At 67.6% G+C, this 26892-nt stretch carries 27 protein-coding genes; 8 read left to right on the top strand and 19 right to left on the bottom strand.

Going from position 1 to position 26892, the window contains the following annotated elements:
* Positions 1 to 18: 18 nt before the first annotated feature.
* Both ACGFIF_RS00780 and hemW read right to left on the bottom strand, forming a co-directional pair.
* Positions 19 to 2394, bottom strand: a complete 2376-nt coding sequence (locus ACGFIF_RS00780) for a polysaccharide lyase 8 family protein (protein ID WP_393149931.1) — start codon at positions 2392 to 2394, stop codon at positions 19 to 21.
* 139 nt (positions 2395 to 2533) lie between these two features.
* Positions 2534 to 3745: a radical SAM family heme chaperone HemW gene (gene hemW / locus ACGFIF_RS00775; RefSeq protein ID WP_393149929.1), complete on the bottom strand. Its 1212-nt coding sequence runs from the start codon at positions 3743 to 3745 to the stop codon at positions 2534 to 2536.
* Positions 3746 to 3942: 197 nt separating this feature from the next.
* Here hemW and ACGFIF_RS00770 point away from each other — a divergent pair, with 197 nt between their 5' ends.
* The 5 genes from ACGFIF_RS00770 (at position 3943) to ACGFIF_RS00750 (ending at position 7286) form a co-directional block, all read left to right on the top strand.
* Positions 3943 to 4848: a DUF929 family protein gene (locus ACGFIF_RS00770; RefSeq protein WP_393149927.1), complete on the top strand. Its 906-nt coding sequence runs from the start codon at positions 3943 to 3945 to the stop codon at positions 4846 to 4848.
* Positions 4849 to 4852: 4 nt separating this feature from the next.
* On the top strand, positions 4853 to 5320 hold the full coding sequence (locus ACGFIF_RS00765) for a vitamin K epoxide reductase family protein (RefSeq protein ID WP_393149925.1): 468 nt from the start codon (positions 4853 to 4855) through the stop codon (positions 5318 to 5320).
* Positions 5321 to 5409: 89 nt separating this feature from the next.
* Positions 5410 to 5745 carry a PadR family transcriptional regulator gene (locus ACGFIF_RS00760; RefSeq protein WP_393149923.1) on the top strand — a complete coding sequence of 112 codons (336 nt, stop codon included), beginning with the start codon at positions 5410 to 5412 and terminating at the stop codon, positions 5743 to 5745.
* Positions 5745 to 6692 (top strand): HAAS signaling domain-containing protein, encoded by a 948-nt coding sequence (locus ACGFIF_RS00755; protein ID WP_393149921.1) that lies wholly within the window; start codon positions 5745 to 5747, stop codon positions 6690 to 6692. Before ACGFIF_RS00760 ends, ACGFIF_RS00755 begins: the two co-directional genes overlap by 1 nt.
* Before the next feature lie 228 nt (positions 6693 to 6920).
* Entirely contained in the window at positions 6921 to 7286 is a 366-nt protein-coding gene (locus ACGFIF_RS00750) for a PRC-barrel domain-containing protein (RefSeq protein WP_393149919.1), read from the top strand.
* A 100-nt stretch (positions 7287 to 7386) separates the two neighbouring features.
* Here the strand turns inward: ACGFIF_RS00750 and ACGFIF_RS00745 are convergent, their stop codons facing one another.
* The 4 genes from ACGFIF_RS00745 to ACGFIF_RS00730 form a co-directional block, all read right to left on the bottom strand.
* Positions 7387 to 9084 carry a S8 family serine peptidase gene (locus ACGFIF_RS00745; RefSeq protein ID WP_393149917.1) on the bottom strand — a complete coding sequence of 566 codons (1698 nt, stop codon included), beginning with the start codon at positions 9082 to 9084 and terminating at the stop codon, positions 7387 to 7389.
* A gap of 139 nt (positions 9085 to 9223) precedes the next feature.
* Positions 9224 to 10009 (bottom strand): ABC transporter permease, encoded by a 786-nt coding sequence (locus tag ACGFIF_RS00740; RefSeq protein WP_393149915.1) that lies wholly within the window; start codon positions 10007 to 10009, stop codon positions 9224 to 9226.
* Positions 10006 to 10764: an ABC transporter permease gene (locus tag ACGFIF_RS00735; RefSeq protein WP_393149913.1), complete on the bottom strand. Its 759-nt coding sequence runs from the start codon at positions 10762 to 10764 to the stop codon at positions 10006 to 10008. Before ACGFIF_RS00735 ends, ACGFIF_RS00740 begins: the two co-directional genes overlap by 4 nt.
* Positions 10761 to 11732, bottom strand: coding sequence for an ATP-binding cassette domain-containing protein (locus ACGFIF_RS00730; protein ID WP_393149911.1), 972 nt, complete (start codon positions 11730 to 11732; stop codon positions 10761 to 10763). The genes ACGFIF_RS00735 and ACGFIF_RS00730 overlap by 4 nt, the downstream gene beginning before the upstream one ends.
* Positions 11733 to 11794: 62 nt before the next feature.
* Between ACGFIF_RS00730 and ACGFIF_RS00725 the strand changes: the two genes are divergently transcribed.
* Positions 11795 to 12733: a helix-turn-helix transcriptional regulator gene (locus ACGFIF_RS00725; protein WP_393149909.1), complete on the top strand. Its 939-nt coding sequence runs from the start codon at positions 11795 to 11797 to the stop codon at positions 12731 to 12733.
* On the opposite strand, the gene ACGFIF_RS00720 is transcribed toward ACGFIF_RS00725, so the two are convergent.
* The 4 genes from ACGFIF_RS00720 to ACGFIF_RS00705 all read right to left on the bottom strand — a co-directional run bounded on the left by ACGFIF_RS00720 (position 12708) and on the right by ACGFIF_RS00705 (position 15528).
* Positions 12708 to 13619 carry an LD-carboxypeptidase gene (locus ACGFIF_RS00720; protein WP_393149907.1) on the bottom strand — a complete coding sequence of 304 codons (912 nt, stop codon included), beginning with the start codon at positions 13617 to 13619 and terminating at the stop codon, positions 12708 to 12710. The two genes, ACGFIF_RS00725 and ACGFIF_RS00720, sit on opposite strands and share 26 nt — an antisense overlap.
* Before the next feature lie 215 nt (positions 13620 to 13834).
* The gene (locus tag ACGFIF_RS00715) at positions 13835 to 14110 is read right to left on the bottom strand and encodes a winged helix-turn-helix transcriptional regulator (RefSeq protein WP_393149905.1); all 276 of its coding nucleotides are present in this window, start codon (positions 14108 to 14110) and stop codon (positions 13835 to 13837) included.
* Position 14111: 1 nt separating this feature from the next.
* On the bottom strand, positions 14112 to 14480 hold the full coding sequence (locus ACGFIF_RS00710; protein ID WP_393149903.1) for a nuclear transport factor 2 family protein: 369 nt from the start codon (positions 14478 to 14480) through the stop codon (positions 14112 to 14114).
* A 100-nt stretch (positions 14481 to 14580) separates the two neighbouring features.
* Positions 14581 to 15528 carry a helix-turn-helix transcriptional regulator gene (locus tag ACGFIF_RS00705; protein WP_393149901.1) on the bottom strand — a complete coding sequence of 316 codons (948 nt, stop codon included), beginning with the start codon at positions 15526 to 15528 and terminating at the stop codon, positions 14581 to 14583.
* 82 nt (positions 15529 to 15610) lie between these two features.
* On the opposite strand from ACGFIF_RS00705, the gene ACGFIF_RS00700 reads away from it, so the two are divergent.
* On the top strand, positions 15611 to 16021 hold the full coding sequence (locus ACGFIF_RS00700; protein WP_393149899.1) for a VOC family protein: 411 nt from the start codon (positions 15611 to 15613) through the stop codon (positions 16019 to 16021).
* Between the two features lie 26 nt (positions 16022 to 16047).
* A complete protein-coding gene (locus ACGFIF_RS00695) occupies positions 16048 to 16329 on the top strand; it encodes a SelT/SelW/SelH family protein (protein ID WP_132207394.1) in 282 nt (93 codons plus the stop codon).
* On the opposite strand, the gene ACGFIF_RS00690 is transcribed toward ACGFIF_RS00695, so the two are convergent.
* From ACGFIF_RS00690 to ACGFIF_RS00650, 9 genes are all read right to left on the bottom strand, one after another.
* Positions 16330 to 17331, bottom strand: coding sequence for a Gfo/Idh/MocA family protein (locus ACGFIF_RS00690; protein WP_393149896.1), 1002 nt, complete (start codon positions 17329 to 17331; stop codon positions 16330 to 16332). It abuts the gene before it with no gap.
* 1 nt (position 17332) lies between these two features.
* On the bottom strand, positions 17333 to 18310 hold the full coding sequence (locus ACGFIF_RS00685) for a Gfo/Idh/MocA family protein (protein ID WP_393149894.1): 978 nt from the start codon (positions 18308 to 18310) through the stop codon (positions 17333 to 17335).
* Between the two features lie 388 nt (positions 18311 to 18698).
* Entirely contained in the window at positions 18699 to 18959 is a 261-nt protein-coding gene (locus tag ACGFIF_RS00680) for a hypothetical protein (RefSeq protein WP_393149892.1), read from the bottom strand.
* Between the two features lies 1 nt (position 18960).
* Positions 18961 to 20463, bottom strand: coding sequence for an FAD-binding oxidoreductase (locus ACGFIF_RS00675; RefSeq protein ID WP_393149890.1), 1503 nt, complete (start codon positions 20461 to 20463; stop codon positions 18961 to 18963).
* Positions 20460 to 21680 (bottom strand): (Fe-S)-binding protein, encoded by a 1221-nt coding sequence (locus ACGFIF_RS00670; RefSeq protein WP_393149888.1) that lies wholly within the window; start codon positions 21678 to 21680, stop codon positions 20460 to 20462. The genes ACGFIF_RS00675 and ACGFIF_RS00670 overlap by 4 nt, the downstream gene beginning before the upstream one ends.
* A gap of 27 nt (positions 21681 to 21707) precedes the next feature.
* Complete coding sequence (locus ACGFIF_RS00665) at positions 21708 to 22760, bottom strand: LLM class flavin-dependent oxidoreductase (RefSeq protein ID WP_393149886.1); 1053 nt, start codon at positions 22758 to 22760, stop codon at positions 21708 to 21710.
* A 161-nt stretch (positions 22761 to 22921) separates the two neighbouring features.
* On the bottom strand, positions 22922 to 25495 hold the full coding sequence (locus ACGFIF_RS00660; RefSeq protein ID WP_393149884.1) for a DUF4153 domain-containing protein: 2574 nt from the start codon (positions 25493 to 25495) through the stop codon (positions 22922 to 22924).
* Entirely contained in the window at positions 25492 to 26190 is a 699-nt protein-coding gene (locus tag ACGFIF_RS00655) for a response regulator transcription factor (RefSeq protein ID WP_393149882.1), read from the bottom strand. Before ACGFIF_RS00655 ends, ACGFIF_RS00660 begins: the two co-directional genes overlap by 4 nt.
* Before the next feature lie 94 nt (positions 26191 to 26284).
* A complete protein-coding gene (locus ACGFIF_RS00650; RefSeq protein WP_393149880.1) occupies positions 26285 to 26827 on the bottom strand; it encodes an AAA family ATPase in 543 nt (180 codons plus the stop codon).
* Between the last annotated feature and the right edge of the window lie 65 nt (positions 26828 to 26892).

Here is a 26892-nt window from a genome sequence, read left to right as displayed (position 1 = left end):
CGGGCATCAGCGCCGGCGTCAGGGCCGGCTGAAGGTTGCGGTGTGGGTTGCGCCGCGGCTGCCGCCGACGGCGATGTCGAGCACGATCTGCTTGCCCGCAGCAACAACGGTCACGGTGTCGTCCGCGCTCAGCACCCGGGCCACCCGGTTGTCGACAATCAGACGCAGCGTCTGGACGGTCCGGCTCGGGTCGGACACCGCGACGGTGATCGTGCGACCTTCCGTGCCGACGACGACCGACGCCGGCCCCGACGCGATGATCCCGTCGGCCGAGCCCGCGGTCCAGAAGTTGGCCAGCGTCAGGCGATCCCGACCCGACCGAACCGCTTGGACGTCCGCGGTGTTCGCCAGCACCGTGACGCCAGGGTCCGCCGCCCGCGCGGCCGTCCGCCACCTACTTGCCCCGGGCAACAGGATGTACGCGTACTCACCGACGTCCGTCCCATGCTCGACCACCAGCGACACATAGCGTCGGGTGTACGGCGTCGTCGAGCCGCCCGTGTCGTTGCCGGTGTTGATCTCCCGCCATGAGCCGGTGCGATCCTCCCGGGTGGCGCGCAGGCTTCCACCTCGCGGGAAGACATAACCACCCACGCCTTCGAGGTGCGCCCACCGCGGATCGTCGTACGAACCGTTCCCCGGCTGCGTGACGCCGTCGACCACGAGCGCCGCCGTACCGTCCGCGTGCAGGTTGCGGTTCTCGACCACGGTCTCGACCGGGAAGCCGTCGGTACCGGCGATTCCGGCGCCCAGGGCAACGATCGAGTCCGACAGGCAGAACCACGATTTCCTGGCCTGCAACGTCTTGTCGTGATTGATCAGATGCATGCCGACGGCTCCGGCTGTGTCGCAGTACGACGCTCCGCCGACCCACTCGGCGTACGCGGCGATCGTCCCAGTGCCGCCGCCGGTTCCGTGCGGCTGGCGTGGTTTCGTGCTGACCGTCGTCCCAGGCAGCCGCTGGGCGTCGACGGTCGGCCAGTACGCGTCGTAGAACTGGGCGTGGTCGTCGTTGTAGAGGTACGTCATGCCGTCGCCGACGTACCAGCCGCGAAGGTTCTCGCCGTTACCCCACTCGTAGCGGGCCATCCGCTTGGACGACATGGCGATCGCGAAGGTCCAGCCCGAGCGCCGGTGGACGACGCGGTCCTGGTTGTGGAACTGGAAATGCGCAGGGGCCGCGGGCGCGGGAGCCGTGCTGGTGTCGTCGAGGACCGCCTTGGCACGGGAGATCTCCGGGATCGATGCGCCCGTCACGTAGTCGGCGAGGCGGTCGCGCGTGATCCAGCCCTTGGCCAGCGCCTTGTAGCGGCTCGCGTACGGCTCGGCGACACCACTGGCCAGCAACAGCACGCTCGAGGTGCTGCCGTGACCATTGCGGTGGTCGCCGGCGCGTTCACGGGAGATGGCCCGGCCGGAGACGCAGTCCATCATCAGACCGTTCACGATGAACGGCGCGAAACTCGCCTCGACCGCGTCCAGGATCACCGCCCGGTTCGGGTCCGCGATCTGCCAGGTCGAACCGCCGAGCAGGGAGAACAGGTTCGCCACACCGCCGAGCGCGACGTTGCCGTAGGTGCCGACGTACGCGAGGTTGCCGTGCTGGACGAACGAGCCGTCCCGATAGAAGCCGTCGCCGCTGGTGACGTAGGTGAAGACACTGTTCTTGCCCGCCTCGGCGACGTCGCTGAGTGCGTCGCGCGCGGCGGCGATCTTGTCGGCCGACTTGCCGACGATGCCGCGGAGGGCGACGATCAGCGCCTTGTCGACGCGGTTGGCGCCGGTCTCGCGCAGGTTCGGGGAGTTGGTCCGGCGGTTCGGGTCGGGGACGAAGCGGTCGACGGCTCTCAGGTACGACGTGAGTTGGTCGGGGCTGAGGGCGTCGTACGCGAGGATGCAGGTGTCGAGCAGGGCGCGCGGTGCGCCGATCTCCCAGAACCACCAGTTGCCGGTCTCGGGGAGGGTCTCGTTGTAGGCGCGCTGGTTGAGGAAGTCGAGGGCGCTTGCGAGTCGGTCGGCCGGGTCGGCGGTGAGGGTGGTGCCTGGGGTCGCACGGGCGAGGGCGATGGTCTTCAGCCTGGTGTAGCTGATGGAGAAGTTTCCTGACGACGAACTGAGCGGAAGGTCCGGCCAGAGGGCGGTCCGGCCGGCGTCGATGATCAGATTGTCGACAAGGTCCTGTGCCTGCGCGGTCAACTTGGTCAGGGCGTCGGCGTACACCGGCTCGGTGGGGTCGAACGCCCCACCGGTGTTGAGGGCGGCCCACCGATCGCGCAGTACGTCGAACTCGTCGGCGGCCGCGGCCGGCCGGGTGCTGTGCAGACCACTGGCGGCCAATGCACCGGTGGCGAGTCCGGCCTGAAGTAGCAGACGTCGACTGACGAAGGGCGGCATCGAGACTCCTCGGGGCGGGAACAGTAAACGCTTACCGGATAGCATCGAGGGTGCACACAACAGTCGTCAACAGCTTGCTGTGATCACTTCTGATCACTTTGCGAGGCGGGTCAGGCGTGAGGTCGTCCGCGCCGAAGGGTCAGGGCAGGAGGTCGCGGACCACGGCGTCGGCGAGCAGGCGGCCTCGGTCGGTGAGGACCAGGCGGTTGGCCGCGATCTCGGCGAGGCCGTCCTTGACCACCTCGTCGACGGCTTCGCGTCCGGGCTGGTCGAGGACGTCCAGGGGGAGGCCGGCGGACAGGCGGATCTCCAGGAGGACGCGTTCGATCCGGCGGGTTTCGGGGTCCAGGGTCTCGCGGGCGTGGGCGGGGCTTTCGCCGGCGCTGAGGCGTTCGGCGTATGCGCTGGGGTGCTTGACGTTCCACCAGCGGACGCCGCCGACGTGGCTGTGCGCACCCGGGCCGATCCCCCACCAGGTGTCGCCGCGCCAGTAGAGCTCGTTGTGCCGGCAGCGCGCGTCCTCGGTGCGGGCCCAGTTCGAAACCTCGTACCAGGTGAGGCCTTGGGCGGACAGCAGCTCGTCGGCCAGCACGTACTTGTCCGCGAGGTCGTCGTCATCCGGCATCGGCAGCTCACCCCGGCGGACCCGGCGAGCCAATTGGGTGCCGTCCTCAACGATCAACGCATATGCGCTCACGTGGTCCGGGTCGGCCGATAGCGCCGACTCCAGCGACGTCCGCCAGTCCTCGAGGGACTCCCCCGGCGTCCCGTAGATGAGGTCCAGGTTCACATGCTCGAACCCGGCCGCCGTCGCCTCCTTGACCGCCTGCAACGCTCGCCCGGGCGTGTGCTGCCGATCAAGAATCTTCAACACGTGTGTCGACGCGCTCTGCATCCCGAAACTCACCCGCGTGAACCCCGCCTCGAGCAGACCTTCGAGATAGGCCGGATCCACAGACTCCGGATTGGCCTCCGTCGTCACCTCAGCTCCGGCCGCCAGCCCGAACTCGTCCCGCACGGCCGCCAGCATCCGCCCGAGATCCTTCGCCGGCAGCAACGTCGGCGTACCGCCGCCGAAGAACACCGTCTCCACCGGCCGGTCCAGCCCGCCGAGCACCCGGCGCGCCATCCGAATCTCTTCGACCGCGGTCTCGGCGTACGACGCCTGCGACCCACCGCCGCCGAGCTCCTTCGCCGTGTAGGTGTTGAAGTCGCAATACCCACACCGGGACGCACAGAACGGCACATGGAGATAGAAGCCGAGCGGCCTACTTGCGGCTTCGCGGACGGCGGCTTCCGGCAACGCCCCATCCCGAGGCGCAACCTCCCCCTCGGGCAATGTCGACGGCACGGCTCCATCGTACGGACCTTTTCGAGACGCGATCGCCGGGATGCCGTGGTAGCGGACGGCGGCCAGCTCGCAGGGCCAGTCCGTGACCATCGGCAAGCAACCGCCCCTGCCCTGGCCGGCGTGATCCATTCGTACCCAATGGAACTTTGGTGAGCGGCCGGAAGTTGTCCTCTGGGGTGTTCTCGAGAGGACCAGAGATGAGCAGGCGGGTCGAACAGAAGACTCAGGCGCGGCAGAAGAAGGTCGCGGAGCTTCGTGCCGCCCAGTTGCGGGCTGAACGGCGCAAACGTCTCCTGATCGCGTTCGGCGCGGTCGCCGTCGTCGTCCTCGTGGTGGCGGGGCTCGTCGTCGTACGGCTCGCGGGCGGTGGCAAGCAGACCGCCGCCGGGCCCTCGGGTGCTGCCGATGCGCAGATCGTTTCCGCGCTGGCCGCCGTACCGTCGACGACGTTCGACCAGGTAGGCATCGAGGGAGTCCAGGGCGGACCGGCGTCGATCACCGCTCCGGCGCTGACCGCGTCCGGGAAGCCGAAGGTGCTCTACATCGGCGCCGAGTTCTGCCCGTTCTGCGCGGCGGAGCGGTGGCCGGTCGCGGTGGCGCTGTCGCGATTCGGCACGTTCGGGAACCTCGGTACGACGCACTCCGCGGGCGACGACGTGTATCCGAACACACCCACGCTGTCGTTCCACGGGGCGACGTACACCAGCCAGTACTTGGCCTTCACCGGTGTGGAGACCACGACCAACGAGAAGGTCGACGGCCAGTACGCCCCGCTCGACACCCCGAGCGCGGCCGATGAGCAGACGTTCGAGACGTACAACCAGCCGCCGTACGTGAAGAGCGGAGGCTCGATCCCGTTCATCGACCTCGGCGGGAAGTACGTCTCCTCCGGAGCGACGTACAGTCCGGAGATCCTGGCTGGGAAGACACAGGCCGAGATCGCGACCGCACTCAAGGACCCGTCCAGCCCGATCGCCCGAGCCGTCGACGCGTCCGCCAACCTCTACACAGCTGCGCTGTGCCAGGTCACCGGTAACCAGCCTGGCACCGTGTGCACGAGCACCGCGGTCACCGCGGCAGCCGGCAAGCTCGGGAAGAGCTGAATCGGTGAGTGCACGCCGGGGTTCGGCTCGGCCGTTGGGCTGGATTCCGTGGACCACGCTGGTCCTGTCGATCGCGGGACTCGCGGTCGCGTCGTACCTCACCTATGAGCATTTCACCGCGGGTACGACGCTCGCCTGCCCTGACACCGGCGTGGTCAACTGCGTCAAGGTCACCAGCAGCGAGTACTCGCGGATGCCCGGGATCCCAGTTGCGTTGCTCGGTCTTGGGTTCTTCGCCGCGATGACCGTGCTGTCGCTTCCGCCGCTCTGGCGTACGTCGTCCCCTTGGCCCAGCCGTCTCCGCCTGGCCGCCGTCGCGGTCGGCGTCGTCTTCGTCTGCTACCTCATCTGGGCCGAGCTCTTCCGCATCGATGCGATCTGCCTGTGGTGCACGGTCGTCCACGCGCTGACTCTCCTCCTCTTCGCTCTCGTAGTGATCCGCCAGGCGCTGTACGACGACGTACCTGCCTGAGCCAGCCCTGGGTGAGACGGCACCGCATCGTGTGGTGCCCAGGTATGCGTGCTGGACATTAGTGTGTGTCACACAGTAAAGTGTTGCTCGTGACTTCCGATGAAGTGGTTGCCAGTCAGGCTCAGGAGCTGCGCCGCGGGACGGTGGTGCTGGCGTGCCTGGCTCTGCTGGAGGAACCGCAGTACGGCTACGCGCTGCTGGAGACGCTCAACGACGCCGGGGTCACCGTTGACGGCAACACGCTCTACCCCTTGCTCCGCCGGCTCGAGAAGCAGGGACTTCTCGTCAGCGAGTGGAACACCGACGAATCGCGACCACGGAAGTTCTACCGCGTCAGCCCGGAAGGGGCGGAGATACGCGGCGGACTCGTCCGCGAATGGCGGGACCTCGTCGCCTCGATCGCACGCATCACCAAGGAGAACTGATGAGCAGCACCACCCTGACCGAGCGCTACGTGCAGGAGGTCGTCCGGCGGATCCCGGCCGACCAGCGCGACGACGTGGCCGACGAGCTCCGCGCCACCATCGCGGACACCATCGACGCTCGCGACGACCGCGACACCGAGACCGCGGAGCGCGACGTGCTCACCGAGATGGGTGACCCGATCCGCCTCGCCGCCCGGTACGCGGACCGGCCGCTGGCGCTGATAGGACCGGACCTCTACCCGGCGTACATCAGGTTGCTGAAGCTGCTCCTGGTGACCGTGCTGCCGATCGTCACGGCTGTCGTCGTGGTGATCGATGTCTTCGACAACAACGACATCGGATCGGCGATCGGGACCGGTATCGGCACCATCCTGAACGTCGGCGCTCAGATGATCGCGTGGCTGACTGTGGTGTTCGCCGCGATGGAGCGGTTCGGGCCCAGCGGCGACGCGGTGCGGAAGACCCAGCAGTGGACACCCGCCGACCTGCCGGAGGCACGGCAGCCGGACAACGGCAGCGCCGGGGCGATCGCGTCGGCCGTCCTGCACACGTTGATGATCCTGCTGATCATCTGGCAGCAGGTGGTGCAGCCGTACCGCGCCGACAACGGCGAGAGGCTCCCGATTCTCGACCCGGCGCTGTGGTCGGGCTGGATCTGGCCGATGCTTGTGGGTCTCGCCGGCATCGTGGTGTTCGAACTGCTTCGCGTTGCTGCGCGCGGCTGGACGACTCCCCTCGCCACCGGGTACGCCGTCGCCGAGATCCTGTTCGCCGCCCCACTGGCCTGGATCCTGTACGACCAGCGCTTCTTCAACCCCGAGTTCGTTGCCGACTTCAACGGCAACTGGACGACACCCGACGCGGTCTACACCGTCGCAGCACTCGCCGTCGTAGCCGTCAGCATCTCCGAAATCCTCAAACGCTTCCGCCAGTCCCACGGCAAGTGACCCCGCAGTGTCCCGACGGACGGTGAGGATGCCGTCACCGCGGGTCTGCGTAGGAACTCGCGTCGGACCACGGAGCAGGTCCGTTGGTCGGTGTTGGCTTGATTCGTTCGGGGGTGGGTACCTGGCTCGCACCAATGCTCGAGACACCGGGTGCCGGTCTCGGGCTGGCGCGCGCGTGTCACGGGTTCTCCTGCTGGGCCAATGGCCCTTGTACGAAAGGCGCACGCCATGTCGATGAGTGCATTCGACCCCTGGAACTACCGAGAGACAGCCGGCTACACCGAGGGCACCGACCTGACCGGGTACAAGATCGCCGCCGTTGACGGCGATATCGGCAAGGTGGACGAGGCCACTGACAAGGCCGGCGTCCCCGGCCTGGTGGTCGACACCGGACCGTGGATCTTCGGGCGCAAGGTCCTGCTGCCGGCCGGTGTGATCGAGAGGGTCGACCACGACGATGAGAAGGTCTATGTCGACCGGACGAAGGACCAGATCAAGGACGCCCCCGAGTACGACGCGGACGCCGGGGTCGACGACGACTACCGGACCCGGCTCGGCGGCTACTACGACGACACCTACCGCTCCGGCATGTAGCCAAGCAAACAGGCCTTGAACAGCAGGGTTGCCCCCTCGAGATTTCGAGGGGGCAACCCAATCGTCAGGACGCCGACCCGTCAGTTCGGGTCGGCTCGGGCTAGTGGCGGGTCACCGCGGCGTAGGCATCGACGATGCCGTGGCCGTAGAAGCCGTTGAAGCTCCGCGTGCCCTCGCAGAGCGCGTTGAACTCGTCGGGCCGCCCTTCATTGGTGTAGGTCTGCAACGGCGGGACCGGGCACGCCCGCTCCTGCGCCGTGTCCATCAGGATCCTGCCGACCTTGTCCGGGTTCATCCCGAAGTTCCCGTGGCTCTTCTTGCCGAACTGGCTGACGATCAGCGCGGCCACACCGGTGGCATGCGGCGACGCCATCGACGTGCCCTGGAGCACGAAGTAGTACCCACACTTGGTGAAGTCCGTGACGCCGGCCGGGCACTGCTTCTGCGCCCCGAGCGCCACCCCGTCCGGTGTGATGTTGCCGGCCGCGTCGACCAGCCCGTCGGCTTGCAGCGAGTTCACCGGGTACGTCGACAGGATCAGGTTCTCGTTCGTCCGGAACTGCGGCGTCCCGAAGAAGTCGCGGAACCACCCACCCGGCGCGGACACCTCGATCTGCTCCAGGCCGTAGTTGGAGTAGTCGGCCTTCTTGGTCGACGGACCGAGCGCCGACACACCGATCACGTGCGGGCCCTCGACCGGCAGGTCGACGCAGGTCGCGTTGTCGATCGGCCGCGGGTACGCCGTGTTCACCGGGAAGTCGGGGCTGCTGATGTCGGTCCGCGGCTTGCCGAGATCCTCGTGGTTGTTGCCCAGCGAGCCGACGAGCGTGACACCGCGGTTGTGTGCGTAGTTCAGCGCCCGGTTCATCGCCCGGATGATGGTGCGCTGCTCGGCCTGTGCCTCCGGGCTGTCGGCCGGGTTGGCGGTGCAGTTGTACAGCCACGGGTCGACGTAGAAGGACATGTTGACGACGTCGAGCCCGACGTCGCCGGCGTACGTCAGCGCGTCCGTGACCGGACCGAGGAACAGGAAGCCGCTGTCCTGGCCACCGCGGATCTCCACCAGCGTCACGTTCGGCGCGACGCCGGAGACGCCGAAGCCGTTGGCCGCGGCACCGATCGTGCCGGCCACGTGGGTGCCGTGACCGCTGTCGTCCCAGCCGACCGGGTCGACACAGCCGCGGAACTCGCACACGCCGTCGATCTCCGGGATGTCCGGTGCGAAGTTGCGGGACAACTTCCAGTCGAAGTTCGGCGCGATGTCCGGGTTACGGGCATCGATACCTGAGTCGAGCACGCCGACCTTGACCGACTTCTTGCCCGGCTGGACCGTCCGCGCCAGGTCGGAGCGAACCATCCGCAGACCCCACAGCTGCGCGTCGAGCGGGTCCATCCCGACGGTCTTCTTGCCCTTCGCGGCGGCGGCCTTGCTGGTCTCACCGTTCTCGCGCTCGACCGTGCGCGGCTTCTGCTGCGGCATCTTGCCGATCGGCCGGCTGCGGGCCGCGCCCTCGACCGCGTTCGACGCGGACACGCGGGTGACGAACCCCGACGCGGCCGCGCGCACCGTCAGCGTGCCCAGGTGCGCGTTCTCCTTGACCACTTCACCGCCGGCGGCCTTGACCGCCGCGATGGCCTGGTTGCGGTCCGCGCCCGCCTCGAGCAGGACAAGGTACTCGGTGTCTCCCCCGGCAACTTCGGCAGCTCCGGCACCGGCTGTGACCGGTACCGCGAGCGTGGCGGCGATCAGGGCGAACGCCCCGGTCACCGCGAACAAACTTCTCCGGACGTCTCTCACGAGCGGATCCCCTCCCTGGAGAGTGAGTATGACGGGCCTCACGGTAGGTCGGGCCACGACAACCGAGAAGAGGGCCGACGTTGTCAGGTTTCCAAAACAAACGATTGACCGCCGATCCAAGCGGTGGGTGGGTGCATGTTCATGAGGTGGCGCCGGTGTAGCGGTGTAGGCCTTTGTGCCAGGTGGTGGTGGCTAGGAGGGACAGGGCTGCGGCTGCGAAGGCGGCGCCGAGGAGGACTGGCCAGTTGGGGCCGCGGAGGAGGGTGGCAGAGGGGACTGAGGCGATCAGGGCCATGGGGAAGACGTAAGTGAGTACGACGCGCAGCGGTCGGGCGAAGATGTCCGTCGGGTAGCGGCCTAGCTGCCAGGCGGAGTGGTAGAAGACGTCGAGCTGTAGCTTCGGGGCCCAGAACGCCAGGCAGGCCAGCAGGACGCTGAGCGCCCACGTGACCACCAGTGCGGCAACCACCAGCACCAGCCAGCCGAGCACACCCATCAGCCCGGGCCGCGTGTCGGCGACCGCGATTCCCCAGCCGAGTACGCCGAGGCCGGGCACCAACTGGATCAGGGTTAGCGGTGAGGACAGTGACAGGCTCGCGAGGAAGAGACTCGATGCCGGCTGCAACAAATAGCTGTCGAGCTTGCCGTTGCGGATCCCGTTGTCCGGGAACCACGACAGATTGGGGTCGATGAAGGTGCCTCGGAGCCCGGTGATCAGCTGGTAGGTGCCGATCAGGACGAGGGTCTCGGCCTTCGACCAGCCGGCCAGCGTGTCGGCCTGGGTGAACACGATCAGCAGCGGGGCGATCGCCGTACCGAGGCCGACGAAGGCCAGCGCCACGTCGAAGACCAGGTTGATCCGGAACGCCATGCTTCGCCGCAGCGACATCGAGAAGCTCGCGCCGAGGAGACTCATCAGCTTCATGAGCCCACCGCCGTGTACCGCCGTACGCCGGCTCGCCAGAGGAACCGAACCGCGACCAGCAACACCACCAGCCAGAAGAGTTGCAACACGAGCGCACCTCTCACCGGCCCGCCGTACGCCGCGATCTCGGCCGGGAGACCGCTCATCGCGTAGAACGGCGAGACTTCGGCGACCTGCCGCCAGACGTCCGGCAGCAGACCGATCGGCGCCGCCGTACCGCCGAACAGGAAGATCAGTGAGTGCCCGAAGCCGACGATCGAGTGGACGCGTTCGGTCCAGAAGGCGGTCATCGACAAAAGGAATGTCAACAAAAAGATCAACGCGGCAGCCAGTACGACGAACGGAAGGCTGAGCAGCACCGACCGCCAGTCGAATCCGGCGCCGAGCGAGATTCCGGTGATGAGTACGACGGGTGCGCCGAGGAGGGTCAGCCACGCGCGGATCGCCAGGTTCGCACCGAGTACGCCGATCACGACCGGCTGCGGCCGGAGCAGTTCGTGGCTGATCGTTCCGTCGTAGATCCGCTCCGAGAAGGTGTGCTGCTCGAACGACTCGGTCATCAGCGTCACCAGGATGATCGCGACGTAGTAGCGCGCGATCGTCGGATCGTCCGGGTAGACGGCCGACCAGACGAAGAGTCCGATCAACGGACCGATCACGGCCTGGACGACGAGGGTCGCCAGGAACCACCAGGCCCCCGACCACTCCAGCACCTCCTGACGAAGCCGGAACCTCAGCAAAACAAAGGTTCTCACCGCAAGCCCTCCCGGTACGCGCGGTCGATGACCTTCTCCAGCGGCGGTTCCTCGACCGCCAGATCCACGACGTCGAGGGCTTGCAACAGCCGCGACGTCGTCTGGGCGACCTCGTCCCTCGGCACTCGGAGCACCCACATCCCGTCCGACGACTCCACCACCTCGCCGAAATCAGGCCCCGGGCCGCCTCGCGCCGTGATCCGGATCAGTTTGTACGGCGATAGTCGTGCAGACAATTCGGCGAGCGGCCCGTCGTACTCGACCCGCCCCTGGTCGATCAGGATCAGCCGCGGACACAGGGATCCGACGTCGGCCATGTAGTGGCTGGTCAGCAGGACCGTGGCGCCGGTCTCGGTCACGTAGTCGGAGACGAACTCGCGGATCTGACTCGCGGCGGTGACGTCGAGACCGATTGTCGGCTCGTCGAGGAAGAGCACCTCGGGCCGGTAGATCAAAGCCAGCGCCAGACCGACCCGCATCCGCTCCCCGAGACTCAGCGCCCGCAATTGCCTTTCCAGCAAGGGCGTCAGTCGCAGCAGGTCCTCCAGGATCGTGAGCGTGCTGTCGAAGTCCGGCCGCGGTACGTCGTACAGGAGCCGCTGGTACTCGAGCGAGTCCATCACAGTCAGCTCCTGCGAACCACCCACCGGCTGACTCCCCCGGACGAACGCGATCCGCTTCAGGAATCCAGTACGACGTTGCCACGGCACCGACTCGAGGACACGGACGTCGCCACCGGTCGGGTGCAGGATGCCGGACAGGATCTTCATCGTGGTGGTCTTGCCGGCACCGTTCGGGCCGATGAACCCCACCACCTCGCCCGGCTCGATCGCGAACGACACGTCGTCGAGCGCCTGCACCTCGCGATACTCACGTCGTACCAGCGAACCCAACGCCGCGCGCAGCCCCGCCTTCCGGACCGGCGCGCGGAACGACATGGACAGGCCGGACACCTCGATCACAGTCATGAAGGCGACCGTAGAGAGAAAAGACGCCAGCTGATGGCTTGTTTTCCTGTCATAGTCGTACGGTGCGCGCCGAACGGCTCCTCCGGCTCCTGCTGCGGCTGCAGACCCGCGGCCAGTCGACCGTGCACGAGCTCGCGCAGTACCTGGACGTTTCACCGCGCACAGTCCAGCGCGATCTCGACGCACTCAGCCTCGCCGGGGTGCCGGTGTACTCAGTGCGCGGCCGAGGCGGCGGGTGGAATCTGCTGCCCGACTACCGCACTCGGCTCACCGGACTCGCGCCGGCCGAGGTGATGTCGGTGTTCGTCGGCGCGACCGCGCACGTGCTCGCCGACCTCGGCATGGACGCGTCGAGCGACCTGGCGATGTCGAAGCTGATCGCGGCGCTGCCCGAGAGTGCGCGGCGCGACGCAGAGTTCGCTCGGCAGCGACTGCTGATCGACCACGCCGGCTGGGACGACCGGCGGGAGGCGCCGCGCTGGCTGGACCTCTGCCGGCAGGCGATCTGGGAGGAACGGCGGATCACGATCACCTACCGCGATCCGGCCGAGCCGTTCGACGTCGAGCCACTCGGCCTCGTCGCCAAGAGCCGGACGTGGTACCTCATCGCGCGCCGACCGGACGGCGCGCTCCGCACCTATCGCCTGAGTCGGGTGACCTCGGCTCAAGAGACCGACAAGCCGTTCTCACGACCGACCGATTTCGACTTGTCGTCCTACTGGGCCGAGGCGCAGCAGCATTTCCTGGCCACGCGGCCGTCGTACCCGATCGTCCTCCGCGTCCGCGACCGCGCCGTACTCCGTTTCCGGCCGACCGCGCCACCGCTGCCCGACACCGACGGCTGGTTCATCGTCCACACCGATCTCGAGAACCCCAACGAGGCCTGTGCCAGCGTGCTTGCCCAAGCCGGCGACGCGAAAGTCCTTGCGCCGAAGGAACTCGCGGACATGGTGCAGCGCGCGGCCGACGAGATCCTCACCGCACACCGGCCGCGACCGTGAGTGTGCCCGCGGCGGGATCGATGGTCGCGACGGTGCCCAGCGGAACCGTCACCGGCTGACGACCGTGCCCGATCGGCAGACCGCCCAGCACGGGTACGTCGAGCAGGTCGAAGCGGTCCCGCATCACGTCCAGCACGGACCATCCGTTGACGCGCTCATCCTCGAAGCCGTTGAGCTGCCCGACCGCGATCCCCCGCAGACCGTCCAGCAAGCCGGACTTGATCAGTTGCGTCAACTGGCGGTCGATCATCCCGAGCCCGGTGCCGAGGTTGTCCTCGATCAGCAGGATGCCGCCGTCGAGGCTGGACAGTTCGCCACCGACCGCGTGCGCGACCGTGTTGAGATTGCCGCCCATCAGGAATCCCGTCGCCCGGCGGCCGTCGGTCAGTCCCGCGCTCAACTCCTTCGGGTCCTGCTTGATGACGATGTCATCCGTGGTCATCAGCACCCTGCGGAGACCGTCGGCGCCCTCGGACTCGTCGTTCACGAACGGCCCGTGGACACCGACGAGGCCGCATTCCTTCCACAGCGACAGGTGTACGGCGGTGATGTCGCTGAACCCGACCAGCGGCTTCGGATCCCGGCGTACGGCGCCGAAGTCGAGCTGATCGCTGATCCGGTACGCACCCTTGCCACCCCGGGTCGCGAACACGGCCCGGACGCCGGGGTCGCGGAAGGCGTCGTTCAGGTCGGCGAGCCGGTCCTCGTCGGTGCCTGCCAGGTAGCCCACGCTGTCGAACACATGCCGACCGAGCTCGACCTCGAGCCCCCACCGGGTCAGGGCCTCCACTCCCCGAGCCACGAACTCGCGGTAGGGAGTGCTCGCAGGAGACACAACCCGAACCCGATCACCCGGCGCGAGACGCGGCGGAATCAGCACACTCATGCCGGAGACTCTGGCAGCCCCCTCCGACAGTTCCACCAACCGACACACACGGCAGCCGGAGGCGGCGCAGGCGCCCGCCGGGATAGCCGGAGGAGGGAGCGGAAGCGGAACGCGGAAGCGGAACGCGGGAGCGGAACGCGGGAGCGGAACGCGGGAGGTGGAGGCTAGACGCGGAGGCGGGACGCAAGAGCCGGCGCCTGGGGAACGGTGTGTGGTCAGGTGCGGGCGTCGTAGGTTTCGCGGGCTGCGAGGACCTCTTCGATGTGTTCTTCGGCCCAGCGGCCGAGGGCTTGGAGGGGGACGTGCAGGGTGCGGCCCAGGGCGGTCAGTCCGTATTCCACCCTGGGCGGCATCTCGGCGTACACGTGCCGCTCGACGAGGCCGTCGCGTTCGAGGTCGCGCAGCGTCCCGGTGAGCACCTTGCCGCTGATCCCTTCGACCACAGTGCGCAGATCGCCGAACCGCATCCGGCCGTCGCTGAGCGCGATCATCTCAGACACCCCAGAAGGCGTCCTCGGCCTCCTGATCGCTGGAGAACAGCCGAACCTCCGCGATCCGATCCCCCTCGATCCGCAGTACATCGACGCCGTCCTGCCCGAGCTCACCCCCCGCGCGCTGCCCAGCGAAGTGGACCGGGATCGCCACCTGATCGGCATTCACCATCGGCACGCCGATCACCGACAGCTCGAACGACCCCCCGCTGATCGTCATCATTGCCCCGAGCAACTGGTCGACGGCCGCGCTCCCCCGATGTACACCCGAGAGCCGGTTCGCACCCGGCTGGTGCCAAACGATGTCCTCGGCAAACAACCCCGCCACCGCGTCAACGTACTTCCGGGCCACCGCAAGCGTGGAGTCCACAGTCATCCCCTTCAGAGAGTCAATTGCTTCACCCCCATGCTCACCATCGGTAACCAGGCACCTGAACGTAACTAATGGGACAGAGTGACCCACCTCACACTCAAGCTCGCGCGAAGCGGGCCGACCAGTCGGCGGCCAGCGTCTTGAGCTCTGGCGGGGCGATCACGGTGAAGTCGGCCCCGATCGCCCCGAGGGCGAACAGCGGGCCGTCGAGGCTGTCGGTTTCCATCAGCAGGGTGCAGCTCTGCGGCGAACGCGCTCGCACCTCGGCCCAACGCCCGACGAACCCACTGACGGTCTCGGCGGACGCTTCGACGACCACCTCAACCTGATACCGACCACCGGGCGACCCACCAAGGACCTTGGAGCGCACGAAGCCAGCGACATCGTCGAACGGCGGCCGGCGTGGCGCGAACGTCGTACCAGCGCCCTCGGCGGCGACGATGCGATCGATCCGGAAGGTCCGCCAATCACGACGATCGACGTCGTAGGCAACGAAGTACCAGCGCTGCCCGAGCGGAACGAGCTGGAACGGCTCGACCAGCCGGGACGACCGCGTTCCGTTGGCCGCCCGGTATTCCAGCCGGATCCGTTCCGAGTCACGGCAGCCAAGGGCAAGCGTCGACAGCACGGTGTGGTCGATCGACACGCCCGGACTCCACGGCGCCGGCGTTGTCGACAATCCGACGGCGTTCAGCCGCGCCCGCAGCCGTCGCGGCAGCACCTGGACGATCTTGGTCAACGCGCGCAACGCGGCCTCGCCCCCGTCCCCGCTCGCGAGGTGGGACTGGATGGCCACCGCCAGCGCCATCGCCTCGTCGTCATCAACCACCAGCGGCGGCAACGCGGCACCGGGCGCAAGGGCGTAGCCGCCGTCGACCCCCGGATTCGCGTCGACCGGGTAGCCGAGCTCGCGCAGGCGGTCCACGTCACGCCGCAACGTACGCGCCGACACCCCCAGCCGCTCGGCCAGCAACGGACCGGGCCAGTACCGACGGGCCTGCAGCAACGACAACAGCCGCAGGGTCCGGGAACTCGTGTTCGCCATGTCTCCACGATCCCCGATATTGCGGTCAGGAACTGGCCGCGATGGTTCATACCGTCGGGGAAACACCCTGAAGGAGGAACGAATGTCCATCACCACGACCACGCACCTGAACTTTCGCGGCGACGCCCGCCCGGCGCTCGAGTTCTACCAATCCGTCTTCGGCGGCGAACTCGCCGCCGTCAGCTACCAGGACGCCCACAGCGTCCAGGACCCGTCCGAGGCCGACCAGATCATGTGGGGTCAGGTCCAGGGCGACAACGGCATCCACGTGATGGCGTACGACGTACCGTCGAGCCTGCCGTACGACGCGGGCGTCAACTCGGTCTTCGTCTCCGTCCGCGGCAAGGACGCCGACGAGATCACCGCCCACTGGACCCGCCTCGCCGAGGGCGCGACCGTCATCCAGGACCTGGCCCCGGCCGCCTGGTCCCCGCTCTACGGCATGCTCAAGGACCGCTTCGGTATCACCTGGGTCCTCGACGTCACCGGCTAGCCAGGCCGGCAGCGATACTGGTCGGCGTGACGAGAGAGCCACGGTTGGAAGTTGAGTACTGCACGCAGTGTCGGTGGCTGTTGCGGGCGGCCTGGACCGCGCAGGAGTTGCTCACCACCTTCACCACCGAACTCGGCGAGGTCGCGCTGATTCCCGGGACCGGAGGTGTCTTCGACGTCCGCCTGGACGGCGAGACCCTCTGGTCCCGGAAAGCGCAGAACGGTTTCCCCGAGATCCCCACCCTCAAGCAGTTGGTCCGCGACCGCATCGCCCCCGACCGCGACCTCGGCCACTCCGACCGCCGCTGATCACGGAATCTGCAGGACCGGGGCGATCGTCTTGGTGCGGGCGCCTTCGTAGGCGGCCAGGAGGATTCCGAGTACGGCGATGCCCTCCTCCTCGGTGTGGATCGGACGTGTCTTGCCGAGCAGGGAGTCGGCGAAGTGGCCGATCTCGGCGACGAAGGTGTCGACCGGTTCCAGCTCGAAGGTCTCGGTCTCGCCGGACCGGAGCTGGTAGGTCAGCGAGCTGCCGTTGCTGGTCAAGGACCCGAGTTCGCCGACCGCGGAGAAGCGTTCGGTCGCGGGAGCAGGCTGGTAGGCCCAACTGGTCACCAGCTGACCGACCGCTCCGTTGTCGAACCTGATCAGCACCTGCGCCGAGTCCTCGCCTTCCATGAACTTCAGCCGATGCGTGGACAGCATCGCGGTCGCCTCGACCGGTGAGCCGCCGGCGAGGTGCAGCATCAGGTACGTCGGGTGGTACCCGGTGTCGATCAGCTCGCCACCACCACTCGTCTTGCTGCTCGCCCGCCACCCCATGCTGCTCGGATCGAAGTCGTTGTAGAAGCTGTCCGTCGTACGCACCTCGTAGACGGTTCCGATGGTCCCGGCCTCGATCAGCTCCTTCGCCTTGGCCACGGCCGGCAGGAACAGCTGGTTGTGCGCACACATCAGCGTCACGCCGTTGTCCTGCACCGCCTTCCGGACATCCGCAGCCTCGTCCGCGGTGAGACACAGCGGCTTCTCGCAGAGGATGTGCTTCCCGGCCTCGGCAGCCGCGACGATCGCGTCCCGGTGCAGGTGGTGAGGCAGACAGATGTCGACCGCATCGATGTCCTCGGTCTCGAGCATCCGGCGATAGTCGACGTACGGCGTGGCACCCAACTCATTGCCACGCGCAACAGCCGTCTCCTCCACCGCGTCGGCCACCGCGGTGATGCCGATCCGCTCGGCGTGCTCGACGTACCCCCGGATGTGGGCGCCCGCGATGCCGCCGCCGCCGATCAACCCGACCTTGATCTGTGGCATATCAGCCTCCGTAGGAGATGGTTCGGCCCTGTTCGGCAGCCTCGTTGGCGGCGACGACCAGGCGGGTCAGTTCGACCGCCCGGTGCAGGTTGTCGTCGGCCCGGGTGCCGTCGTTGATGTGGTCGACCCACTGAGCGAACGGGTCCTTGTTGTGGTCAGGCACCGGTACCTGCCGCTCGCCGACCTGCAGAAGGTTGCCGGCGTCGGTGTAGGTCAGACTGCCCTCGGTGCCGAAGATCTCGATCGTGAACGGGTTCCGGCTGGTGAAGCCCGCCTCGATCACGCCGACCTTCTGGTCCGGATAGCCAACGGTGACGACCGCGTTGTCCTCGAGACCCCGGCCGTTCACTGAGCGGTAGATCGCGTTGACGTTGTCGGGCTGCGTACCGAGGAACAGCTGCACCAGGTAGACCGGGTGGCAGCCGAGGTCGGTGAGGGCTCCCCCGATGGCGGCCTTCTGGTCGAAGAACCGCTGCGGCAGCCACCCCTCCGATCCCTCCCGCGGTACGGCGCCGTCGTGCGACAGCCGAACCCGACCGTACGTGAGCTGCCCGAGCTCGCCGCTCGCGATCACCTCACTGATCGCCTGCGTGTACCCGTGGGCGAGCCGAGGCAGCGACACGGTGAGCTTGACGCCGTTCGCGTCGGTCGCCGCGATGATCTCCTCCGCTTCCGCCACCGTCGGCGCGAGCAACTTCTCGGTGAAGATGTGCTTCCCCGCACTTGCCGCCTTGACCATGACGTCGCGATGCTCGTTGGTCGGCGTGGTGATGACGACCCCGTCGACCTCACTCAGCAATCCGTCGAGGTCCTGGCTGAACGGAACCCCGAACTGGTCAGCCCCCGCCTGCCCCAGCGCCACGTCGTCATCCCACACCCCGACGAGCTCCGTCCCAGGATGCGCCTGGGCCTGTCGCGAATAGTCCCCCGCATGAACATGCCAGAACCCCAGAACCGCAACCTTCAGCGGCTTCGACACCTTGCCTCCTCGCTGAACCACTAGGTCGGAAAACGATCTCCCGCCCTACCTTGCCAACCTCAGCCCCACCCCACACCCCCACCGGCGATTCGTCCCAACCCCCGGACTGTCCCCTCACCACTCGCGAGCAGACCAGTAACAGCACAGGTCCGATCGAACGGACTGCCCGGCACCCGATCGAGTCGCCGATGCTCGGTTCAGTCCGTCGACCTGCTCACTGAGTCGCCTTACGCCCGACATCGAGGCGACTCCACGAGGCATTCACCAAGCGGGAGACAGCGCGCCAATCTGAGCGGGCGACAGCACGCGCACACGGGCGGGTGGGAGCGGCGGCGAGCACGGCGACGGAGGAGCCGCGCGTAGCGGACGCGTGGGGCAGACCACAGTTCTACGGTTCGGAGCCGTCTTCGTTGAGGCCTAGGTCTGACATGCCGAGGAGTTTGTCGGCGAAGTGTTGGTGCATCCAGGCGAGGTGGTCCCAGCGGCTGTCGATGATGCGGTGGGTGTCCCAGGCGGGGAGGTCCTGCTGGGCGAAGATCGCCATCTTCTCGGGGTCGACCTCGTAGACGTGGTCGAACCGCATCACCACGTCGTCGGTGATCCGCCGGGCGTCGGGCGGTTTCTGTGCGGAGAGCCGGAAGCCGAACATGTCACTCCTCGTACGCCTGGTCGAGCAGGTACTTGCCCGGGTTCATCACGTTGTTGGGATCCAGCGCCCGCTTGATCTTCTTCATCACGTCGAAGGCGCCACCGAGTTCAGCGGGGACATACTCCACGTCGCCCGCGCGACTCGCCCCGTGGCAGGCGCTGATGGAGCCGCCGTACTTGAGCGTCACCTCGGTGATCTCACGTTTGCAGTTGAGCCACGCCTCCCACATTTCGTCGTCGAGTTTCTGCTCCCAGATGCCGATGTCGATCTCGACGAGGTAGTCACCCCACGGCTTGTACGCACCGTTGGTGTAGGCGAAGATCCCCCAGTCGTCGAAGATCCCGTACCGCCGGATGTAGTGGTCGGCAATCGCGTGCCACTCCTCGCGGACCCGCGGCAGCACGCTGTAGTTCAGCGCGGCGTCCTCGCAGTGCCACGACATCGGTACGACTTCGCCGGTGCGCAACCGTCCGTGCAACGGGATCGCGTACCGGTCGTGCCGGGCAGCCCAGTCGCCCTGACTGACCTCGTCGCCGAGGTAGGTGCCACCGGACTCCCGCCCGATCCGCATGATCTCCTTCGCCGCGGGAACGACCTCGGCTTCGTTGCCATACATCGCAACCGCCACGACACTGCGAAGCCAGTCCGGCTGCTCGATGTAGGCCTCGTCGTCCCGCCGCAGGTAGGCGAGCTTCCACTCGTCGAACAGCACCACCCCGGCAAGCGTCGCAAATCCGGACTTGGCCAACGCACCCGTGCTCTGCCAAGCGGTCTCGTAGTCGCGAAAGCCGAAGAACGCCGCGAACTCCACCTGCGGCCGCGGCACCAGCTCGAGCGTCGCCTCGGTCACCACGCCGAGCGTCCCCTCGTGCCCGAAGAACAGCGGCTTGATCGTGTACCCGGTCGATGCCTTGCGCAACTTGCGTCCGCCGCCCTCGCCGACCCGGATGACGTCGCCGGTCGGCAGTACGACCTCCATCGAGCAGACCAGGTCGCGGGTGTGGCCGTAGCGGGCCCCGATCAACGACCAGCCGCTGGTACCGATCCGGCCGCCCACCATCGAGCACGGATAGCTCGCCGGGTTGTCGGGGAACATCACGCCGTGCGGCTGGAGTACTTCGTTGAGCTTGAGCATGTTGATCCCCGGCTGCACCGTGACCGTGCGATCCACCAGGTCGATCTCGCGGATCTCGTTCATCCGCTTCACATCGAGCAGGATCCCGCCCTTCAGCGGAGTCGCCCCATCGGTCAGACCTGTCCCGGCCGCGCGCGGCACGACCGCCGTACCAGTCCGATTGGCGAGGCGGACGATCTCGGCGACCTGTTCCGTGGTGCGGGGCAACACCACCACGTCGGGGACGTACTCCTTCCAGCGGTGCACCGGGAACGGCGCCGGCGTCCGCGTGCGGTTCCACCGCGCCGGCTTCCCCGTCAGTACGCCGTCCTCGCCGAGGATCCCGACCAGTTCGTCGTACAGCGCATCCGAGATCGCCATCGTGGTCATGTGGTCACCGCCGTCACCTCGATGCCGGCAGCCTCGGCCACCATCTCCATCAAGTCACGAACCTCGATCGGCGACTCCAACTGTTCGCCGGCGGCCGCGAGCGGACGCTCCGACCAGACGCATGCACTGACCAGCAGATCGACGTCCAGCGCGGCCGCGCGATCGAGCCGTTGCCCGCTGATCGCCGCGGTGATCTCCGGCCGTTCGATACTCAGACCGCCGCCCCCGCCCGAGCAGTACGACCATTGCGTCACGTGGTCGACGTCGCGGAAGTCCAGGCCCGGGATCGCGCGCAGGATCTCCCGCGGCGACTTGTGGATGCCCTTGCGCTTGTTCAGCCGGCAGGGATCGTGGTACGTCGCCACGCGCTCGATCGGCACCGTCAGCGACAGCTTGCCCTCCCGGATCAGCTCGGCGACGAGTTCGATGATGTGCACGATCTCGAACTCGTACGACTCCCCGAAGTACTTCGGATAGTCCTCGGTGAACGTGATGTAGTCGTGCGGATCGAGCGTGATGATCCGGCTGGCCCCGATACTGCGCCAGTCGGCCACATTGTGTTCGGCGAACTCCCGCGACCGAGTCACATACCCCATCTCGGCCGCCGGTCCGCCGCAGCACCATTGCTCTTGCATCAGCCCGAACTCGACGCCACCTTTCACCAGGATCTGGGCCACCGCGCGGGGCAGCGTCGTGCGGTAGAACGCCGCCTCGCAGTCCACGAACAGCACGGTCTCGCCGCCGACGCCGAGTCCGAGTCCGTCCGCCCAGTTCGCGACGTTCTCCTGCGAGACCGGTACGTCCAGAACAGGTTCGTTCTTCCGGTCGACGGTCGCCTCGACCCAGCGCTTCCAGTTCGGCTGTTCGATGCCTGAGTCAACGGCCAGTGCCCGCATCGCCTTGACGACGTCCACCGTCCGCGTCCGGGCGCGGTAGAACTCGCCGGCCATCAGCGTGTTCGGGCAGCGCAACTCGCAGGCGCCGCACTGGGTGCAGTGGACGTAGTCCTCGGCGACGTCGGCAACCGTCAGCGCGCCCTGCTCCATCGCCACGATGTTCGCGTGGAACGCGGTCGGTGAGTGGTTCTCGTTCTGCGTGACCTGCAGGACCGGGCACACGTTGCGGCAGAACTTGTGACCCGAGCTGAAACAGTTGTACGCCGGGTCACGCCACTGCTTCACGAAGTCCCGCTGCTGGTCCTCGGCTTCGGTGGTCATAGGGCCTCCCGGCCAAAAGCACGGTGCTTATCCGAGTTCGGGCATCACCTTGTCGTGGATCAGGCGCAGCTGTCCCTGGACGTCCGGAACGCCCTCGATCTCCTTGCCGCTGAAGGTTTTCACCATCACCGGGTCGGTGACCGCGGCGATGATGTGGTTGACCCCGGTGGGCAGGATGTCGGTCTTCAGCTTGGCGACGCACTCCTCCGGCGTACCGGCCACGGACAGGGTGGCGGCGATCTCCGGCGAGGTCAGTTCGATGGCCCGGTCGATCTCGCCTGCCCCGAGGGCGTCGATGATCGGCTGCAGGTCGTCGCGGTTCAGACCGTGCCGGGCGAGCTGGTTGGCCGGCATCGACGAGATGTAGAAGCCGACCATGATCCGCGCCGCCCGCTTGGCCGCCTCGGAGTCCTCCGCCACCGCGAAGACCACCCACGCGCCGAGGTCGAAGTCGTCCAGGTTGCGGCCGGACTTGTCCAGGCCGAGTTTCACGTGCTCGGCGACGTACTCGTAGTTCTCCCGGGAGTAGCCGAGTGCGTGATGCATGCCGTCGGCAATCTCTCCCGCGACCTCGAACGAGCGCGGTCCGCCCATCGCGCCCATCTTCAGGGGGATCCGCTCCTGCACCGGGCGGGCGAAGGTGAACATCCCGGTGTACTTGAAGAATTCGCCGTCGAAGGTGATCGCGCCCTCGTCGAGGAAGCGGCGCATCACCTCCATCGCCTCCCGCACCCGGGACAACGGCTTCATCGACTTCCAGTCGATGTGGTACTGCTCGAGCAGGCCGAGGTTGCCGAAGCTGACCACCGCCTCGGCCCGCCCGCCGGACAGTTCGTCGAGCGTGGCCAGCATCTGGCAGATGTGCGTCGGCTCGCGCAGGATCACGTGTGTGACGTTGGGGCCGAGACGAATGTTCCTCGTCTTGTCGGCGGCTGCCGCGAACAGCAGCCACATGTCCTTGTGCCAGGTCTCGTCCACGCTGTACGCCGCGTAGAAGCCCAAATCGTCCGCGGTCTTGATCATGTCGATACAGTCCGTGAGCGGATAATCGGGCAACTGGACGTAACTGAACCGCACCATCGCCTACTCCTCCCCATCACACCGAGCGCTCGGGCAGCAGTGAAAAACGGGCGGCAAACTGCGGCTCGGTCCCCATCTCCGAATCTTTTTACTGTAAACAGCGAACCGCGAGTTTGTCTCTGCCTCACCATCCCCAGGCGCCGAGGGACTTTCGGGGAGCGCTATCTGGCAGGCCAGCTCGTGCAGGTGGTGGGGCTGGCGACGGCTGCCGCAGCGGCTGCGGCATGCGAGCGGATGAGCGGGTTGGCGCGGTCACGACCGAGGTTCCACTCGAGCCAGTCGTCGTTGCTCGGCTCGCGATTGACCAGTGCGCAGCCGACCACCTTGTCCGGGAGGGTGGCCAACACCGGTACGGCGTCGTCGGACAGGCCCTCCAGGTAGTTCCAATCCACCTTGCCGGTCGCGGTGTAGCGGTCGATGTTGTGCTGGGCGATCCAGGCGTCCGGGTTGATCGCAGCAAGCCCGAGCAGCAGACTCGCGCCGCTGAGCAGCGCGGCCCTGGGCAGCCAGGATGCCTTCATGGTCACGCCGGCCACCATCACTCCGATGACGAGCAGACCCAGCCAGCCCTCGAAGACGTCGACGAGCAGGCGGAGCTCAGTGAAGCCATACGCCTCCTGGTACACGTGCATCCGGTAGAGCGCGGACGCGACCACAACCAGGGTCAGCAAGCAGAGCAGCCCGAGTGACCCGCGCAGCCAGACGACGTCCGCCTTCGTGGCCCGCGGTGCCTTGCGAGCGGCGGCCCACACCACGAGCAGGGTGAGCGCAGTGGCCACGGTGAGCTGGCCGAAGCCCTGGTGGACGTACTCCGCGTAGGTCAGGCCGGTGATCCGCTCGAGGTATGCGTGCCCGCCGAAGTTGGCGGTGGCCTGTGCGGCCAGGAAGACCAGGAAGACCGCGTCCACGAGCAGCACCGGCACAAGCCATTCGTAGCGACGTGCGACCGGGCGCGCCGGGCCGCCGCCAGGCTCGACGTTCGGGGGATTCAGCCCGAGGTACGTCGCTGCCAGCACGACGCCACCAACAGCGACGGTGACGAAGGCCCGCAGTACGAACGAGTCGAGCTTCAGATCCGGGATGATCACACCCGCCCACTCCGCGAAGACCGCATCGGCCGAGGCGAACAGCAGTCCGAAGACGATGACCCCCAACAACGACCACAGAACCGTCCGCAGCGCTGCCGCACTCGTCCGCAGCCCCTTGACGGCCTGCGCCGAGCGACCCAGCCACGGCAGTCCCCGCAGTCCGGCGAGCGGCCAAGCCACCCCGGCTGCCACGAACGACGGCAGGGTGCGGCCGTTCACCAGGCCGGCCATACAGACTGCGGTGCCCGCCATCAGGCAGAAGACCACGATCCACTCCGCATCCCGCAGTACTGAGGTTGCCGCCAGGAGCACGCACAGCGCGGCACAGGCCTGAGTGAAACGGGACCGGCGGTTGACGCTGAACCTGACGATCGCCGCCCCGGCCGCCAGCAGTACGACGAACGTGCCGAGACCGAGATCGCGGAACGGCAGGATGATGCCGGCGAGCACGCCGACACCCAAGCAGTAAAGGACGGCCCGGACGTTGCCGGGAACACCGGTCTCCGGCCAGAACTTGCCGAACAGCATGTCCATCCCGGACTCCGGCTGCCGCGCGACCACTGGCGCTACAGCGGGTGCGGGCGTCTCGACCGGTTTCGTCATGACTGGCTCCTGTGCCTTCCTGGTGACGTGAGTGTGTTGCCGTGGTTCGCGTGGTAGGTCGACGCGGACCCTGGCACCGGTACTGCGTGGCGCGGGGTCGACGAAGTGGATGCTGCCGCCGTGGAGGTCGGTCACCCAGCGGGCGATCGCGAGTCCGAGACCGGTGCCGCCGCCACCGTCTGCCTCGGTCAACGTCCCGAACCGTTCGAAGACGCGGTCCCGGTCGGCGACGGGGACGCCAGGCCCTTCATCGGCGACCTCAAGCCGCCACCCCGCGGCCGTGGACTCGGCGGTGATCTGGACGGCTCCACCGGTGGGACTGTGCCGGGACGCGTTGTCGAGCAGGTTGGAGATCAACTGGTGGAGCCGCGCCGGGTCCGCGGGGACAGTCAGGTCGGGCGGTGTGACGCGTACGTCGTACCGGACCTCACGACCGACCACTCGGGCCTCGGCCACGGCACGTGCGAGCAATTCCGAGACGGAGACCTGCGTGGTTGACAGGCGGGCCGCGCCGGCGTCCACGCGGGCCAGGTCGAGCAGGTCGGAGGCGAGGGCCGAGAGTCGCTCGGCCTGGGCGAGCGCCGTACGCAGAGCCACGGGATCCGGCTCGGCGACGCCGTCGACCAGGTTCTCGAGTACGGCGCACAAGGCGGCGAGCGGCGTACGAAGCTCGTGGCTCACGTTCGCCACCAACTCACGGCGCTGGCGGTCGACAGCGGCCAGGTCTTCGGCCATCCGGTTGAAGGCTCTGGCCAACTCGCCGACCTCGTCGCTCGAGGTCGCGGTGACCCGGGCCGAGTAGTCGCCGCGCGCCATCCCCCGGGCCGCAGCGGTCATCTCGCGCAGCGGTGACGTCATGCCAACCGCCAGCAGTTGGGTCACGCCGAGGGCCAGGGCGACCGTGACCGGGATGCTGAGCCAGATCGGCACGCCGCCGACTGCCCCGACGGCCGCGACGATCGAGGCCACGGTGACACTGACCGCGACGAGCAGCCCGAGCTTGACCTTGACCGACGTGACCTGGTCCAGCACTGGGCCGCTCACGTCGTACTCCCGGGCTCGAGGGCGTAGCCGACCCCATGCACCGTCCGTACGCGATCCGCGCCGATCTTGGCTCGCAGCGCCTTCACGTGGCTGTCGACCGTGCGGGTGCCTGACGCACCAGGCCAGCCCCAGACCTCGGCGTACAGATTCTCCCGGGTCAGTACGACGCCCGGCGTGGCCGCCAGACAGAGCAGTAGATCGAACTCGGTCGGCGTCAGATGAACCTCGGTATCGGCGACCCAGGCCCGGCGAGCGGCCGCGTCGATCCGCAGGTCACCCAGCTCGGTGGCTGGGCGGCCGGCCAATTCAGCAGCCCGGTCGACCCGTCGCAGCAGGGCTGCCACCCGGGCCACCAACTCCCGCATCCGGAACGGCTTGGTGAGGTAGTCGTCGGCTCCGACGCCGAGCCCGGCCAGGATGTCCGCCTCGTCGTCGCGCGCGGTCAGCATCAACACCGGCACCGGGCGCGCGGCCTGGATCCGCCGGCACACCTCGTGACCGTCGAACCCAGGCAGCATCACGTCCAGGAGGACCAGATCCGGCGCGGTCGCCGCGAACTGCTCGACCGCACCCGGCCCGTCCCAGGCCTGGACGACGTCGTACCCCGACCCGCGAAGCCGGTCGGTCACCGCCTGGTTGATCACCGGCTCGTCCTCGACCACGAGGATCCTGCGAGCTCCTTCATCGACTGCCACGCTTCGAGACTAGGAGCCAACCTGTCCAGAAGCCCCCCACAACTCGTGAAGGTTCTGTGCAGGTCTGTGACGGCGTCGCGGAGCGAGGCTCGACTTATCCGAGCTGTCCGATCGGGTGACCGTTGATCGCGCAGGCGTGGATCACGTCGTCCACCACCTGATCCACCGGCTGCCGGGCGTCGATGACGTGAGCCTCCCGCTGCCGGAGTTCCGTCTCCACCGTGCGGCGCCACGATAGAGACCAGGCGACCTCGTCGGCCGTCCTCCCGAAGATGTTGTTGCGCTTCGGGTCGGCCAGCCGGGTCTCGAGGGTCGCCTCGTCGATGTGAAGGAGGATGACGAGGTCGAACCGATCGAGCTGGCTGAACATGTTGTAGGCCGTGCCCGCCAGGACAGCCGTGTGGCCGGCGCAGTCGGCCAACGCCGAGGTGAGGCGGTCGGGGTCCCAGTTCCACCGATGCTTGTTCAGCCAGGCCAGGCTCGGTGAGTCGGGGTAGGTTACGGCCGATCCGTTCTCGTCCTCGTGGCGGGCGTAGCCGAAGTCGAGGTCGATCGATCGCAGTTGCCGGTCGCGCAACTGCTCGGAGATCGTCGACTTGCCCGCGCCCGGTGCGCCTGCGAGGAGGATCGCTGCCATGGGGCATGACTATTCAGTGGCCCAGAGCGCGCCGCAATTGGATTCTGCTGTGGACAGGCTTCAAG

Origin of the sequence: Kribbella sp. NPDC049174 (genome assembly GCF_043197365.1) — a bacterium.
In the GTDB taxonomy this organism is placed as follows: Bacteria; Actinomycetota; Actinomycetes; order Propionibacteriales; family Kribbellaceae; genus Kribbella.
Note: the sequence above shows the minus strand (reverse complement) of the source record. Positions and strands in the feature narration are given on the sequence as shown.

Excerpts from the sequence above, each read along its gene's own strand:
- ACGFIF_RS00780 (WP_393149931.1), bottom strand. The coding sequence starts at position 2,394 with ATGCCGCCCTTCGTCAGTCGACGTCTGCTACTTCAGGCCGGACTCGCC.
- ACGFIF_RS00770 (WP_393149927.1), top strand. The coding sequence starts at position 3,943 with ATGAGCAGGCGGGTCGAACAGAAGACTCAGGCGCGGCAGAAGAAGGTC.
- ACGFIF_RS00755 (WP_393149921.1), top strand. The coding sequence starts at position 5,745 with ATGAGCAGCACCACCCTGACCGAGCGCTACGTGCAGGAGGTCGTCCGG.
- ACGFIF_RS00750 (WP_393149919.1), top strand. The coding sequence starts at position 6,921 with ATGTCGATGAGTGCATTCGACCCCTGGAACTACCGAGAGACAGCCGGC.
- ACGFIF_RS00740 (WP_393149915.1), bottom strand. The coding sequence starts at position 10,009 with ATGAAGCTGATGAGTCTCCTCGGCGCGAGCTTCTCGATGTCGCTGCGG.
- ACGFIF_RS00730 (WP_393149911.1), bottom strand. The coding sequence starts at position 11,732 with ATGACTGTGATCGAGGTGTCCGGCCTGTCCATGTCGTTCCGCGCGCCG.
- ACGFIF_RS00720 (WP_393149907.1), bottom strand. The coding sequence starts at position 13,619 with ATGAGTGTGCTGATTCCGCCGCGTCTCGCGCCGGGTGATCGGGTTCGG.
- ACGFIF_RS00715 (WP_393149905.1), bottom strand. The coding sequence starts at position 14,110 with ATGATCGCGCTCAGCGACGGCCGGATGCGGTTCGGCGATCTGCGCACT.
- ACGFIF_RS00705 (WP_393149901.1), bottom strand. The coding sequence starts at position 15,528 with ATGGCGAACACGAGTTCCCGGACCCTGCGGCTGTTGTCGTTGCTGCAG.
- ACGFIF_RS00700 (WP_393149899.1), top strand. The coding sequence starts at position 15,611 with ATGTCCATCACCACGACCACGCACCTGAACTTTCGCGGCGACGCCCGC.
- ACGFIF_RS00690 (WP_393149896.1), bottom strand. The coding sequence starts at position 17,331 with ATGCCACAGATCAAGGTCGGGTTGATCGGCGGCGGCGGCATCGCGGGC.
- ACGFIF_RS00680 (WP_393149892.1), bottom strand. The coding sequence starts at position 18,959 with ATGTTCGGCTTCCGGCTCTCCGCACAGAAACCGCCCGACGCCCGGCGG.
- ACGFIF_RS00675 (WP_393149890.1), bottom strand. The coding sequence starts at position 20,463 with ATGACCACGATGGCGATCTCGGATGCGCTGTACGACGAACTGGTCGGG.
- ACGFIF_RS00670 (WP_393149888.1), bottom strand. The coding sequence starts at position 21,680 with ATGACCACCGAAGCCGAGGACCAGCAGCGGGACTTCGTGAAGCAGTGG.
- ACGFIF_RS00665 (WP_393149886.1), bottom strand. The coding sequence starts at position 22,760 with ATGGTGCGGTTCAGTTACGTCCAGTTGCCCGATTATCCGCTCACGGAC.
- ACGFIF_RS00650 (WP_393149880.1), bottom strand. The coding sequence starts at position 26,827 with ATGGCAGCGATCCTCCTCGCAGGCGCACCGGGCGCGGGCAAGTCGACG.